Source organism: Pseudonocardia sp. DxW (assembly GCF_058448985.1).
Map to the genome: position 1 here is coordinate 30,694 of NZ_JBZFLK010000036.1, position 13,822 is coordinate 44,515.

14 protein-coding genes are annotated in these 13,822 nt (G+C 72.9%); 12 read left to right on the forward strand and 2 right to left on the reverse strand.

The window, feature by feature from the left end:
- Nucleotides 1-7: 7 nt before the first annotated feature.
- Genes ACVJO7_RS31885 through ACVJO7_RS31910 form a run of 6 tightly spaced genes read left to right on the forward strand, consistent with a single transcriptional unit; the run spans nucleotide 8 to nucleotide 4,706 of the window.
- Nucleotides 8-901, forward strand: a complete 894-nt coding sequence (locus tag ACVJO7_RS31885; RefSeq protein ID WP_491676030.1) for a DUF6282 family protein — start codon at nucleotides 8-10, stop codon at nucleotides 899-901.
- Between the two features lie 23 nt (nucleotides 902-924).
- Entirely contained in the window at nucleotides 925-1,854 is a 930-nt protein-coding gene (locus tag ACVJO7_RS31890) for a cupin domain-containing protein (protein ID WP_491676031.1), read from the forward strand.
- Nucleotides 1,847-2,626: an HpcH/HpaI aldolase family protein gene (locus tag ACVJO7_RS31895; protein ID WP_491676032.1), complete on the forward strand. Its 780-nt coding sequence runs from the start codon at nucleotides 1,847-1,849 to the stop codon at nucleotides 2,624-2,626. Before ACVJO7_RS31890 ends, ACVJO7_RS31895 begins: the two co-directional genes overlap by 8 nt.
- Entirely contained in the window at nucleotides 2,623-3,042 is a 420-nt protein-coding gene (locus ACVJO7_RS31900) for a lipocalin-like domain-containing protein (RefSeq protein ID WP_491676033.1), read from the forward strand. Before ACVJO7_RS31895 ends, ACVJO7_RS31900 begins: the two co-directional genes overlap by 4 nt.
- 24 nt (nucleotides 3,043-3,066) lie before the next feature.
- Nucleotides 3,067-3,903, forward strand: coding sequence for an amidohydrolase family protein (locus tag ACVJO7_RS31905; RefSeq protein ID WP_491676034.1), 837 nt, complete (start codon nucleotides 3,067-3,069; stop codon nucleotides 3,901-3,903).
- Nucleotides 3,900-4,706, forward strand: a complete 807-nt coding sequence (locus tag ACVJO7_RS31910; protein ID WP_491676035.1) for an amidohydrolase family protein — start codon at nucleotides 3,900-3,902, stop codon at nucleotides 4,704-4,706. The genes ACVJO7_RS31905 and ACVJO7_RS31910 overlap by 4 nt, the downstream gene beginning before the upstream one ends.
- A gap of 40 nt (nucleotides 4,707-4,746) precedes the next feature.
- Here the strand turns inward: ACVJO7_RS31910 and ACVJO7_RS31915 are convergent, their stop codons facing one another.
- Both ACVJO7_RS31915 and ACVJO7_RS31920 read right to left on the reverse strand, forming a co-directional pair.
- The gene (locus ACVJO7_RS31915) at nucleotides 4,747-6,555 is read right to left on the reverse strand and encodes a bifunctional homocysteine S-methyltransferase/methylenetetrahydrofolate reductase (protein WP_491676036.1); all 1,809 of its coding nucleotides are present in this window, start codon (nucleotides 6,553-6,555) and stop codon (nucleotides 4,747-4,749) included.
- Nucleotides 6,552-7,958 (reverse strand): PucR family transcriptional regulator, encoded by a 1,407-nt coding sequence (locus tag ACVJO7_RS31920; protein ID WP_491676037.1) that lies wholly within the window; start codon nucleotides 7,956-7,958, stop codon nucleotides 6,552-6,554. The genes ACVJO7_RS31915 and ACVJO7_RS31920 overlap by 4 nt, the downstream gene beginning before the upstream one ends.
- A gap of 311 nt (nucleotides 7,959-8,269) precedes the next feature.
- Between ACVJO7_RS31920 and ACVJO7_RS31925 the strand changes: the two genes are divergently transcribed.
- The 6 genes from ACVJO7_RS31925 to ACVJO7_RS31950 form a co-directional block, all read left to right on the forward strand.
- Nucleotides 8,270-8,788 carry a methylenetetrahydrofolate reductase C-terminal domain-containing protein gene (locus tag ACVJO7_RS31925; RefSeq protein WP_085915959.1) on the forward strand — a complete coding sequence of 173 codons (519 nt, stop codon included), beginning with the start codon at nucleotides 8,270-8,272 and terminating at the stop codon, nucleotides 8,786-8,788.
- Nucleotides 8,785-9,732: a methylenetetrahydrofolate reductase gene (locus ACVJO7_RS31930; RefSeq protein WP_491676038.1), complete on the forward strand. Its 948-nt coding sequence runs from the start codon at nucleotides 8,785-8,787 to the stop codon at nucleotides 9,730-9,732. Before ACVJO7_RS31925 ends, ACVJO7_RS31930 begins: the two co-directional genes overlap by 4 nt.
- Nucleotides 9,729-11,240 carry a hypothetical protein gene (locus ACVJO7_RS31935; protein ID WP_491676039.1) on the forward strand — a complete coding sequence of 504 codons (1,512 nt, stop codon included), beginning with the start codon at nucleotides 9,729-9,731 and terminating at the stop codon, nucleotides 11,238-11,240. The genes ACVJO7_RS31930 and ACVJO7_RS31935 overlap by 4 nt, the downstream gene beginning before the upstream one ends.
- Nucleotides 11,240-12,409, forward strand: a complete 1,170-nt coding sequence (locus tag ACVJO7_RS31940; RefSeq protein ID WP_491676040.1) for a uroporphyrinogen decarboxylase/cobalamine-independent methonine synthase family protein — start codon at nucleotides 11,240-11,242, stop codon at nucleotides 12,407-12,409. Before ACVJO7_RS31935 ends, ACVJO7_RS31940 begins: the two co-directional genes overlap by 1 nt.
- The gene (gene metK, locus ACVJO7_RS31945; RefSeq protein WP_491676041.1) at nucleotides 12,406-13,656 is read left to right on the forward strand and encodes a methionine adenosyltransferase; all 1,251 of its coding nucleotides are present in this window, start codon (nucleotides 12,406-12,408) and stop codon (nucleotides 13,654-13,656) included. Before ACVJO7_RS31940 ends, metK begins: the two co-directional genes overlap by 4 nt.
- On the forward strand, nucleotides 13,653-13,822 hold a 170-nt coding region (locus ACVJO7_RS31950), incomplete at its 3' end, for an adenosylhomocysteinase (RefSeq protein WP_491676042.1). The genes metK and ACVJO7_RS31950, both read left to right, overlap by 4 nt.

Genomic DNA, 13,822 nt, shown 5'->3' on the forward strand with positions numbered 1-13,822 from the left:
AGTGTCGATGACCGGAGCCACCGCGATCGAACGGGTCCTGCACGGGCTCGTCGACCTGCACTGCCACTCCGGGCCCAATCCGTTGCCCCGCCGGTTCGACCACGTCGAGGCGGCCCGGGACGGTGCCCGGCTCGGGATGCGTGCGCTGCTGGCCAAGTCGCACCACCACAACACGGTGATGGACCTGCTGGCGGTGCGCGAGCAGCTGAGTGGGCTGTCCACGCAGGTCTACGGCGGGATCGCGCTGAACCAGTTTGTCGGCGGCATCAACCCGTACGCCGTCGAGCTGAGCCTGCGGATGGGCGGGCGATGCGTCTGGTTCCCGACGATCTCGTCCTCGGCGCACATCGACCACCACAACTCCGGTGGTGGTTTCCCGACGCCGACGATCCCGTTGAGCAGTAGCCGGACCGATGTCCGGGACGCCTCCGGCGCACTGCTGCCGCAGGCCCGCCGGGTGATCGAGCTGATCGTCGAGGCCGATGCGCTGCTCTCCGCCGGGCACCTCGCGCCGGACGACGTCCGGCTGGTCTTCGGCACGGCCGCCGAGCTCGGTGTGCGCCGGATGGTGCTCAGCCATCCCAACTTCGTGATCGGCTCGGACCCGCAGCAGTGCCGCGAGTTCACCGCGCTCGGCGCCTACATCGAGCACGAGACCGCGATGTACGACCCCGAGGTGGCGCAGGCCAAGGGCGGGCCGGAACAGCTGATGGAGTGGATCTCGGCGATCGGGCCGGAGCACACCGTGCTGGCCTCCGACCTCGGCCAGCACGGTCGTCCGATGCCGGTCGACTCCTTCATCCGGGTGGGCGGGGCGCTGCTCGACCTGGGGCTGCCGGAGAAGGACCTGGGGATGATCGTCCGGGACAACCCGTCGTACCTGCTCGGCCTGGACCGCTGACCGCCACGAGACGGAGGAACGTCGTGTACAGCCCCACCGACCCCCGGGCGACGCTGCCCGGGGGTACCGCGACCCGGTCCGACGAGCCGGTCGCCGAGTTCCAGGCGTTCGCGCTGGACGACCTGGCGCCGTCCGAGGTGAGCGAGGCGGGCAGCCGCACCTGGTATGTCCGCGGGCAGAACTTCGCGCTGGCCTACACCCGGGCCGTCGCCGGCGACCCGCTGGCCCGGCCGGCCGAGCTGCAGCGGCACGAGTACGTGGTCGTCGTCCCGCACGACGGAGGGAACGTCCGGATCGGTCACGACACCGCGGGCGCCGCCGAGCTGGCTGGCCGCGGGATCGCGATCGTGCCGGCCGGGGGGAGCGACCTCACCGCGGCCGGCGACCTCGATCTGGTCCGGCTGTTCGACGTCCGGGCCGCCGATCTGCTGCCGCGCTGCCACAACGCGGAGAGCTACCGGGAGCCGCACCCCAGGGTGGCCCGGCCGGAGCCGTGGCCGGACCCGGTCGGTGGGCCACGGATCCGGGTGTACCGCAACGCCGACCACCCGGTCTCGCCGGACCTGTTCGGGCGGATCTTCCGGTCCAGCGCGTTCATGGTGAACTTCGGCGACCCGAAGCACGGGCCCCGCGACCCGGACCGGCTCTCCCCGCACCACCACGACGACTTCGAGCAGTGCTCGCTGACCGTGGCCGGGGACTACGTGCATCACGTCCGGACCCCGTGGACGGCGAAGCTCTCCCAGTGGCGGCCGGACGTGCACGCCGAGATCGGCAGCCCCGGCGTGGCGATCATCCCGCCGCCGACCGAGCACACCAGCCGGGCGATCGGCGACGGAGAGCACCAGCTGATCGACATCTTCAGCCCGCCGCGGGCCGACTTCTCGGCCAAGCCCGGATGGGTCCGCAACGCCGACGAGTACCCGGCCCCGGAGTGGGTGTCCGGTGGCTGACCCGCCCGGCGCGCTCACCGGCCGGGAACCGGGCGCCCCCGCGCTCGGGGCCTGGATCAAGCTGGCCACCACCGAGAGCGTGGAGATCATGGCCGCGGTCGGGATCGACTTCGTGGTCATCGACCTCGAACACGCCCCGCTCGACCTGCAGACCGCCGCCGGGATGATCGTGCTGACCCGCGCGTACGGGATGACCCCGCTGGTCCGGGTGCCCGGCCACGAACCCGCCACGATCGGCCGGGTGCTCGACTCCGGTGCCTGCGGGATCCTGGTCCCGCACGTGGACGACGCCGAGCAGGCCCGCGCGGTGGTGTCCGCGATGCGGTTCCCGCCGCACGGTGCGCGGGGCGCCGGCGGGACCAGCCGGGCCGGGCGCTGGGGCCTGCTGTCCCGGGCGGAGTACACCCGGTTCGGCAACGAGCAGGTGCTGTGCATCCCGCAGCTGGAGAGCGCGGAGGCGATCGAGGCGGCGCCGGAGATCCTGGCGGTGGACGGGGTGGACGCGGTCTTCCTCGGCGCTGGGGACCTGGCGTTGTCGCTCGGGCTCGGCGCCGGCGAACCTGCCGTGCGCGCGCTGCTGGACACCGGCCGGGCCGCCGCCGCGGCCGCCGGGAAACCGTGCGGGGCGGCGAGCGCCGGTGTGGACGGTGCGCTGCGGGCCGCCGAGCTGGGACACGGCTTCGTGGTGATCGGCAACGACGCGACCCTGCTCGCCAGGGCCGCCGACGCGCTGGTCGGTGGAGTGCGTGCCGGATTGCGGGGGACCCGGTGACCGGCTGTCCGCTCGTCGGAGCCTGGGAGCTGGTCGGCTACGAGGTACCGGACGCCGAACCGGGCGAGCGCTTCCCGCTCGGCCGGGAGCCGCTCGGGCGGCTGATCTACACCGCGGCCGGTGACCTGGCCGTGCACTACATGGCCGGGGACCGGCCCGCGCCCGCGACCGCGAACTGGCGGTTCACCACCGATGCCGAGAAGCTCGCCGCGGTTCGCGCCTACGGCGGCTACTCCGGCCGCTACACCTGGCACGGCGACCGGGTATCCCACCACGTCGAGGCCTGCATCCACCCCAACTGGATCGGCACCACGCTCGTCCGGCGGGTCGAGCTGACCGGCACCGACCTGGTGCTGCGGGCCGCGGAGCCCGGCCCGGCACCGACGCCGGTGCTGCGCTGGCGTCGCCGCAGCTGACCCGTGAGAGAGGGGATCGACGAGGTGCTCATCGATGCGCATGCCCACCTGGTCACCGACGAGCCGGGCTACCCGCACCTTCCCGGCGCGTCGCCGAACGCCCTGATGCCCGTCGAACGGCTACTGGAAGTGTTGCGGGACAACGGAGCCGATGCCGCGATCGCGGTACAGCGGGCACATGTGTACGGCTTCGACAACAGCTACGTGCTCGATGCCGCCGCCCGGCACCCGGACCGGGTGCGGGCGATGTGCGTGATCGACGGGCAGGCCCCGGACGCGGCAGGCACCGTGCACCGGCTGGCCGAGCGCGGTGCGGTCGCGATCCGGCTCACCGCCCCCGGCGGCGATCGGCACGGCGGCCCGGCCGGGACCGGCTGGTTCGCGGGACCCGAGGCCCGCGCGGTCTGGGCCGCCGCGGCGGACACCGGATTGTCGATGTGCCTGCACATCTACCGGTGGAACTCCGCGGAGGTGCTGCGCGGGCTGCCCGCCGTGCTCGACGCGGTGCCCGGCGTCCCGGTCGTGCTGGACCACATCGCCGCGGTGGACGTGACCGGGCCGCCGGCCGGGGCCGAACCGTTGCTCGCGCTGACCGATCACGAGCAGGTGCACGTCAAGATCACCACGTTGAACCTGGCCCGGTTCGACGACCCGGCCCGCCCGGTGGACTGGTCGGTCGCGGGGTTCGGTGCGAGCCGGGTGCTGTGGGGCTCGGACGTCACCCAGACCCGCGGCGAGTACGCCGGCATGGTCGCGACCGCGCGGCGCGCGGTCGCCGGGCTCTCCGCGGCCGACGCCACCGCGGTCCTCGGCGGCACCGCGGCCCGGCTCTACGGCCTCCGGCCGGCGACGGCGGGATGAGCCCGGTGCTCGTCGACACGCACGTGCACCTGTTCACCGGGGCGCTGCCGATGGCCGCGGACGCGTGGACGGTGCCCGAGCGCGCCCTGCCGGTCGAGGAGTTCGAGACGCTGATGCAGCGGCACGGGGTGACCCACGGGGTCGTCTCCGCGATGAGTCTGCTCGACGACGACGCCTACACGGTGGCCGCACTCCGCCGGAACCCGAGGCTGCGGGGCACGGTGACGGCCGGTCCCGGCACGGATCCGGCGGAGCTGCGTGCCCGGTGCACCGCCGCCGGCGTCGCCGGGATCCGGTTCCAGTGGCGCAGGCGCGCCGAGCTCCCGGACCCGGCCGATCCGGGCTACCGGCGGGTGCTGGACACGGTCGCCGATTTGGGCATGCACGTCGAGCTGAACGTGGAACGCGATCGTCTGGCTCCGGTGCTGGCCGGGCTGTGCGGGCACGGGGTGCCGGTCGTCGTGGACCACTTCGGCGACCCGCATCCCGAACTCGGCTACCGGACGCCGGGCGGCGAGGCACTGCTGCGCGCGCTGGACACCGGACGGGTGCGGGTCAAGCTGTCCGCCGGGTACCGCTTCCGGCCGGCCGCTGAGCGGCTCGTCGGTACTGCTGCGGAGCTGATCTCCCGGGCCGGGCCGGACCGGGTGTTCTGGGGAAGCGACGCCCCGTTCGTCGGGGCCCGCGAACCCACCGGCTACGCGGCCGAGCTGGCGTCGTTCACCCGGATCGTGCCCGATCCGGCGGTCCGCGAGCGGATCCACCACGCGGCGCACGACTACTACTTCGGCCCCGCCCGATGACGGGCCGCTCGACGTGACGGGCCGCTCGAGGGGGCCGGGATCAGCGCTCTCCGGCCACCGCCAGGACGGTGTCCACCGGATCCCCGTTGGGCACCACGACCAGGCCGCCGGCCAGCGGACGGACCTGCTGCGCCAGCTCGGTGGCCAGCTCCAGGCCGACCCGCTGCCCACCGCTCCCGGCCCGGTCCAACAGATCCAGCACCCGGGGCGGGACGTGCACGTCGGGTACCTCGTGGGTCAGGTACTCGGCCTCGGCGAACCCGCTCAGCGGGCGGATCGAGACCAGCACCGGGGGGAGCGGCTCACCGATCTGTTCCAGCAGCCGCTCCAGGTCCTCCACCGCGTAGACCGGCCGGGTGATCAGGAACTGGGCGCCGGCCGCGATCTTGTCCCGGGCCCGGGCGGCCGCGGCGGCCAGGTCCCGGCCGCCCGGGTTGATCCGCGCGCCGATCTCGAAGGTGGTGCGGGTCGGCAGCGGGAGCCCGTAGAAGTCGGTGCCGTCGTTGAGCCCGGTGAGCAGTTCGATCAGGCCGATCGAGTCGACGTCCCAGATGCCGTCCACGTGCGGGTAGTCACCGACCAGCGGTGGATTGCCGGTCTCGCAGACGATCCGGTGCATGCCGAGCGCGTGCGCCCCGAGCAGGTCGGCCTGCAGGGCCATGATCGTGCGGTCCCAGGTGGACACCGTGGCCACGGTGTCCACCCCGAGCCGCTGGTGCAGGTGCAGCGCGAGGTCGACCGGGCTGAGCCGGGCGCGCACCCCGCCTCCCGCGCCGACCGAGATCAGGTTCACCCCGTGCTCGTGCAGCCGGCGCGCGGCGTCGACGGCCTGTTCGGTGCCTCCCCGGTCGTCCGGGGTCAGCTCGACCGCCAGCAGGTCGGTGTGGCCCGGGTCCCGGACGGCGGGCGCCGGCGCCGGTGCGGCGGGGACGGTGCCGGTCACCGTCGTCCGCCGTCGTGCCTGGCGTTCCCGGACGAGCTCGACGACACCGGCGAGCTGGGTCGGTGTGGTCCCGCAGCATCCGCCGACGACCCGGGCCCCCACCTCGACCAGCTGCCCGACGTAGCGCACGAGGTACTCGGCGTCGATGTCGTACTCGAACCGGGCCGGGCCGGTCCGGCGCGGCAACCCGGCATTGGGCTGGCCGGTCACCGGCAGGTCGGTGTGCTCGCACAGTTCCCGCACCACGTCGAGCATGTGCCGCGGGCCGAGCGTGCAGTTCGTCCCGATCGCCGCGACCTCGATCTCACCGAGCGCGTGCGCCACGTCGCGGGCCGGGTGGCCGCTCAGCGTGCGACCGTCCGGGCCGAACGTGGCCTGGGCGATCACCGGTAGGTCGGTCTCCTCGACCGCGATCCGGGCGGCCTCGAGCAGCTCGTCCAGGTGTCCGAAGGTCTCCAGGACGATCAGGTCGACTCCGGCCCCGTCGAGCAGCCCCAGCTGCTCGGTCACCGCGTCGGTGCGGGCCGACGCGGAGACCCGTCTGCGCTGCTGGACGCTCACCGCGGGGGACACCGATCCCGCCACCAGTACCCCGGGCCGGGCGCCGGCGGCCTCCCTGGCGATCCGCACCGCGTCGCGGTTGATCTCGCCGAGCCGGTCGGCGAGGCCGAACTCGTGCAGCCGCAGCCGGTTGGCACCGAAGGTGTTGGACTGGACGATGTCCACCCCGGCGTCGACGTAGCGGGCGTGCACCGCCCGGACCAGATCCGGGTCCGAGCAGGACAGTGCGGGCAGTGACTGGTCGAGGGCGTTGCCCGCGGCGTGCAGCATGGTGCCCATCGCGCCGTCGCAGACCAGCACGCGGTCGCTCACCATCGCCCGGAACTCGGAGACCGTCAGGCTCATGATCCGTACCTCGACCCTTCGATGATCTCGACCGCGATCTCGGCCATCAACCGGTCCCGGTGCAGGTCGAGGCGCAGACCGGTGATCTCCTCGACCCGGCGCAGCCGGTAGGCGACGGTGTTCGGATGGACGTGCAGCCGGCGCGCGGTGCGGCTCGGGCTGCTGTTCTCCTCGAAGTACACCGACAGCGTCGTCAGCAGGTCCGCGCCGGTCGAGGAGCCGTCCGCGAAGAGCTGCCCGAGCACCTCGTCGCCGAATCGGCGCAGCTCGGCCGGGTCCGGGAACTGCAACAGCAGCCGGTGCACCCCCAGCTCGGCGAACGGCACCACCGCGCCCGGGACGGGTGATCGCAGGCCCGCGGTGAGTGCCCGGCGGGCCTCCGAGTACGAGCGGGCGACCTGCGCGGCCGCCCGGCACTCGTTGCCGATCCCGATCGCGGGAACCACCACGCCGCGCCGGTGGAGTTCCTCGACGAGCCCCTCGGTCAGCTCCAGTGCCCGGGCGACCGCGGCCGGGAGTGCGGTCCCGGAGGTCGCGCCGTCCGGCTTCGTGCCGCTCGGAGGTGGTGCGCCGGGGGGCCGGGCGGTGGCGCTCGCGCCGGGACCGGGCAGGACCGCGACCACCTCGTCGGCCCGGACCGCGAGGATGGCCTCCGGGGCGAGCGCGCCGAGCACCTGCTCGACGATCGCCGCGGTGGCCGGGGCATCGGAGTCGCGGGGCAGCGGTACCACGGTGACCGCATGCGGCAGCGCCTCGTCGTAACCCAGGTGCTGGGCCCACTGCGTCGCTTCGCCGCGGTCGATGTCGCGGGCCAGCAGCAGGCCCTCGACCAGTTCGCGGCGGGCCCGCCCGGCTGCGGCCGTGACCACCAGGTCCCGGCCCAGCAGCACCCCGCAGACCATCGCGGCGTGCTCGCCGGCCAGCAGCATCAGGTCCTCGCCGAGCCCGGTGTCGTTCGGCCCGTCCCGCTCCGCGGTGGACAGCAGGTAACCGGCCAGATCCTTGCCGACCGAGACGGGTGCGACGCCCACCGGTGTCTCCTGCCGGTGCCCCGGAACCTGCAGCGCGCGCCGGTTGCGCGCGGCCGCCGAGAGGATCCGGCTGAACCCGGCCGTTCCCGCGTGGTCCCGCGCGATCGCCAGGATCTCGGTGGCGGTGCAGGGGCCCGCCTCGGCGAGTACCTCCAGCCCGCGATCGAGCACCGCGACCGATGAGCCGGTGGCCGAGGCGAGCAGGCCGACGATCGCATCGAGATCGTTCTGCTGGGCGGCGGCCGCCGACAGGTGGCTGCACATCGCGACGAACCGGCGCAGCCGGAGCAGCTTCTCCGCGATTTCCGGTCGACCGGCGGCATCGGGAGACGGGTGCTCGGTGCGGCTCGGTGTCGAGTCCGCTGCTGCCATGTCAGCACAGTAGGGCCATCCCGAGGCGGGAGGCAACGACCGTTTCGCCGTCCATTGAAATCGACTGTGATATGACACAAAAAGTACCGATGTCGAGTAGTGCGGTGCCACATGTCGGCCGGATCTTGCCTCGATCCAGGGGGTCGGAGCACGTTGTGTAGGACGACAGTCCCGGGCCCGGATGTTCTGGCGATCGACCCGATGACCGACGACCGGATGACGTGTCAGGCTACTTCACATCGCATTCCGGCAATTCCTGTGGAAGACCGGATGCGTTCTCGTCGAGCAACGGTGTCCGAAGGGAGTGCGATATGGAGACCGAACGGTTTTCCTGGCCGAGGCCCTTCCGGCCGCGGATCCCCGGCTCGGGTGGCTACCGATCGAATCGGCTGCTGCGGCGCAACGCCGTATGGGCCCGGCTGGGCGCACTCCTGGAACGCACGCCGTGGGGGTACCGGCTGTTCACCGCGACCGAGCGGGTGACGAAGGAGCAGCTGTTCGGCTGCCGGATGTGTGGCCAGTGCGCCCTGCCGACGACCGGCTACACCTGCCCGATGACCTGCCCGAAGGAGCTGCGCAACGGCCCGTGCGGCGGGGTGTCACCGACCGGGATGTGCGAGGTGCATCCGAGCCTGCGGTGCGTCTGGGTGCAGGCCTACGAGCGTGCGGAGGCCAACGGGCACACCGGCGACCTGGATCTGCTGCACCACCCGGCGGACCACCGGGAATGGGGCCGCAGCGCATGGGTGAACCACTGGCAGGGGCACGAGACGCCCCCGGCGGACCCGGGTCCGCTGCTGCACCGTCAGCTCGGTGTGACCCCGCGATGAGCGGCGGACTGCGTGCGGCGCTGGCCGCGGGGCGGTTCGCCCTGACGGCCGAGCTCGGACCGCCCCGCGGCGCGGACACCGAGGACTTCCTGCACCGGGCCCGGTTGCTGTCCGGCTGGGTGGACGCCGTCAACATCACCGACAACCAGGGCGCGCGGGTCCGGATGTCCAGCCTCGGTGGCGCGGTCATCGCCGGACGGGCCGGCCTGTCGCCCGTCATGCAGCTGACCTGCCGGGACCGGAACCGGATGGCCCTGCAGTCCGACCTGCTCGCCGCCGGTGCGCTGGGCGTGCCGCAGGTACTGCTGCTGACCGGCGACCACCCCCGGTTCGGCGACCACCCGGAGAGCAGGCCGGTGTTCGACGTCGACGCGGTGCAGGCGATCGGGATCGCCCGCGCGATGCGGGACGACGGCGTGCTGCTCTCCGGGGAGCCGCTCTCGGCGAACCCGGGCTGGCTGATCGGGGCGGTGGAGAACCCGTTCGCGCCGCCGGCCGGATTCCGGGCCCGGCGGCTGGCGAAGAAGGTCGCGGCGGGGGCCGAGTTCGTCCAGACGCAGTACGTGTTCGACGTCGAGCCGCTGCGGCGGTGGATGGCCGAGCTGGTCGATCTCGGGGTGCCGCCGCGGTGTGCGGTGCTGCCCGGGGTGGGCCCGATCCGGTCGCTGCGGATGCTGGAGTTCCTGCGTACCGGGGTCCCCGGCATCTCGGTGCCCCCCGCGGTGGAGAAGCGCCTGCGCGGGGTGCTGCCGGGCCGGGTCGCCGAGGAGGGCATCCGGCTGTGCGTGGAGACGCTGCAGCAGCTACCCGACATCCCGGGGGTGTCCGGAGCACACGTGATGGCGTTCGGCTTCGAACGCGGTGTGCCGGAGATCCTCGAGCGCGCCGGGCTCGGGCCCGTGCCGTGCGAGCCCGACCGACCCGTCGTCGTATCCGGAAGGTGAGCGCCGTGCTACTGGACGTCCGACCACACAGCAGGCTCCGCGGGGCCCGCGCGGTGAACCTGAACGACGCGGTGCTCCCCGTTCTCGACGCGGTGACCGCCAGCGACGTCGACCTCAGCCGGGTACGGGTGGTCGCCGACTGGGTGCAGTACCGGGACAACTTCCGCGGCGTCGTGCAGTCCCGGCGGATCGGTCACGCCACGCCGGACACCGGCGGCCTGCCGCCGCCGGAACCGCTCGGTGTCCGCGACGACGACCTGGAGATCGCCGTGGACCTGCGCCGCTCGGGCTCGGTCCGCCCCGAGGAGCTGCACGAGCTGACCGCGGCGGCGCTCTCGGCCACCGGCGACGATCTGCCGCTGGAGGACTGGGGGCCGGGCAGCCGCAGCTGCGTGTGGGACTTCAACGCGCTCTACTGGTCGGCCCTCGAGCTCTGGGAGAAGTCCACCGGCCGCGGGTACGAGCAGGCGCTGCCCGGCGGGGAGAGCGACGCCCGCAACACCGAGGCCGCCCGCGAGCTCATCCTGGAGCTGTTCGGGGTGTGGGACCGTCTCGCCACCGCTCAGGCGCTGCCCGACGAGCTGTACGTGCTGGAGATCGGGGTCGGCAACGGCGGTCAGGCGAAGGTGTTCCTGGACGAGTTCGCCCGGCTCGACCAGGAACGGGGGAGCGACTACTACCGCCGGCTCCACTACCTGATGTGCGACTACTCGGCGCACGTGCTGGAACTGGCCAGGCAGGCGGTGGCCGAGCACGCCGAGCAGGTCAGCTCGTTCACCCTGGACGCGACCCGGCCGTGCACCGCGCTCGGCTTCCTCAAGTACAAGATCTTCCTCGTCTACGTGTCGAACGTCTACGACAACCTGCCCACCGACGAGGTGGCTCAGCTGGGCGGGCGTACCTACCAGGTCGAGATCAGGGCGCAGCTCTGCGCCGCCGACGCGGCCGAGCTGGCCGGGTCGATCGGGATCGGGATCGACCGGCTGCCCGACGTCGTGCACCGGCTGCTCCGGCTCGGGCCGTCGCTGCTCGCCGACGCGATGCCGGACCGGTTCCCGGACACCGGCGCAGCGGTCGACTTCTGGCGACGGGCCTGGGCCGCGGTGCGGCTGGACGAGCGCTACGTCCCGCTGGCCGGGCTGGACACCTACGACCTGGGCGGCGGGACCGACCTGGGTGGTGAGCTGCTGCGGCCGCTGCTGGAGTCCGGCGCCGACGTCCGGATGCACGTGAACAACGGTGCGCTGCAGAGCTTCGTGGACAGCCTGCGGCTGCTGCACCCCTACGGGCGGCTGGTCTGCCACGACCTGTTCGTCACCGAGATCGAGGGGTACCGCACGCACTTCCGGGGCCCGGGGAAGTACGACGGTTCGGTCGTCAACTGGGTGAACGGCCCGTTGCTCGCGCACGTGGGCCGGCGACGCGGGTTCGACGTCCGCTACGAACGGTTCCGGCACCGTGCGGGCGGCGGCAACATCGTGACGATGACCGCGCAGGCCAGGGACTGATGGCCGTGCTGCGGACGTCGGTGGTGGGCTCCTATCCGGTCCCGGACTGGATGGAGCGGCTGAAGACCGAGTACTGCCGGGGCCGGATGAGCCGGGCCCAGCTGCTCGACGTGCACGAGACGGCGATCAAGGCCGCACTGCGCGACCAGGAGCTCGCCGGGATCGACATCGTCTCCGACGGCGAGCTGCGCCGGGACAACGACCTGGACTACCTGCTCGCCCGGATCTCCGGGATGGAGATCCCGCGGACCACGAAGGACTTCTACTTCGACTACTACGACGTGCGCGTCGGCACGCCGCTGCCGGCTCCGTCCGAGGCGACCTCGCTCGGCCTGGCCGACGACTTCGGGTTCACCGCGGCGCAGACCGAGCGCCCGGTGAAGTTCTCCTTCACCGGCCCGTTCTCGCTGGCCCGCCACGTCCGCAACGACGCCTACCCGGACCGCCGCGAGCTGGTGCTGGCGATCGCCCGGCTGCTCGGTGCCGAGGCGCACGCGCTCCTCGCGCGGGGCGCCACCCACCTGCAGATCGACGAGCCGTTCCTGGCCGGCTACCCGGACGAGGTGGGGCTCGCGGTGGAGGCGATCAACGTCGTCACCGCGGGTGTGCCCGCCGAGTGGGGGCTGCACGTCTGTTACGGCAACCGCTACGCCCGGCCCTCCTGGGAGGGGCACTACGACTTCCTGTTCCCCGCGGTGCTGGACGCCTCGGTGGACCACCTGGTGCTGGAGTTCGGCCGCAAGGGCCTCGGTGACCTGCCGATCGTCGCCGAGCAGGGCTGGGACCGCGGCGTCGGTCTGGGCGTGATCGACGTGAAGAGCCGGCGGGTGGAGAGCCCCGAGCTCGTCGCCGGCCGCATCCGCCGGGCGCTGGAGCTGTTCCCCGCGGAGCGCCTGGTGATCAATCCGGACTGCGGGCTGCGGCACCTTCCCGGCCCGATCGCCAGGGCGAAGCTGCACGCGATGGTCGCCGGGACCCGGCTGGTACGCGACGAGCTCACCGGCACCGCCGGTCCCGCCCGGGCGCTCCCGCCCGACGACGCCGGCCTCCCGGCGACGCGCCCCGACCCCGAACCCGAACCCGAACCCGATCACGGTCCGCCGGTGCCGGTACCGGCCGTGACCTCCGACGACACCCCCTCCGAGCACCGAGGAGACCTGAGACGATGACCTCGTCCGACGACCACGACTTCCTGTTCACCTCCGAGTCGGTGACCGAGGGCCATCCCGACAAGATGGCCGACGCGATCTCCGACGCCGTGCTGGACGCGATCCTCGCCGAGAATCCGGACGCCCGGGTGGCCTGCGAAACCCTGATCACCACCGGGATGGTGGTGCTGGCCGGGGAGATCACGACCACGGCGACCGTGGACTACACCGGCATCGTCCGGGACACGGTGAACCGGATCGGCTACGACCGCGGTGACTTCGGTTTCGACGGGCACAACTGTGCGGTGCTGGTCGCGCTGGACAAGCAGTCCCCGGACATCGCCCAGGGGGTCGACGAGGCGCACGAGCACCGTGGGCGGACCTCCGACGACGAGCTGGACCAGGCCGGCGCCGGCGACCAGGGGATGATGTTCGGTTACGCCTGCGACGAGACCCCGGAGCTCATGCCGACCCCAATCGCCCTGGCACATCGCTTGTCGCGCAGGCTCTCCGAGGTTCGCAAGGACGGCACGCTGCCCTATCTGCGGCCGGACGGGAAGACCCAGGTGTCGGTCCGCTACCGGGACGGTCGCCCGGTCGCGGTGGAGCGGGTGCTGGTCTCCACCCAGCACGCCGAGGACGTCACGACCGAGCAGATCCGCACCGACATCTGGGAGCACGTGGTGGTCCCGGTGCTGCCCGCCGAGCTCTACGACGCCGCGACGCTGCGCGCCGAGATGCTGGTGAACCCGACCGGCCGGTTCGTGATCGGCGGTCCGGTCGGCGACGCCGGACTGACCGGACGCAAGATCATCGTCGACACCTACGGCGGCTTCGCCCGGCACGGCGGCGGGGCCTTCTCCGGCAAGGACCCGTCCAAGGTGGACCGGTCGGCGGCGTACGCGGCCCGCTACGTGGCGAAGAACCTGGTCGCGGCCGGCCTGGCGGGCCGAGCCGAGGTCCAGGTCGCCTACGCGATCGGGGTGGCCCGGCCGGTGTCGGTGCTGGTCGAGACCTTCGGCTCGGAGACGGTCGACCGGAAGCTGATCGAGGAGCTGGTGGCCGAACACTTCGACCTGCGCCCGGCGGCGTTCCGCGACTACCTCGACCTGCGCCGGCCGATCTATGCGGCGACCTCGGCGTACGGCCACTTCGGCCGGACCGATGTGGACCTGCCGTGGGAGCGCACCGATCGGGCCGAGTCGCTGCGCGCCGCCGCCGGCCGCGCCACGGACGCCACCCCCGCGCTCGCCGGAGGTGTCCGATGAGCCACTCGAAGCTGCAGACCGTGAACGGCCTCGACTTCGCGATCGCCGACATCGGCGGTCACGAGGCCGGGCGCAAGGACATCCGGCTGGCCGAGAACGAGATGCCGGGCCTGATGGACCTGCGCCGCGAGTACGCCGAGGCCAAGCCGCTGCACGGCGCCCGGAT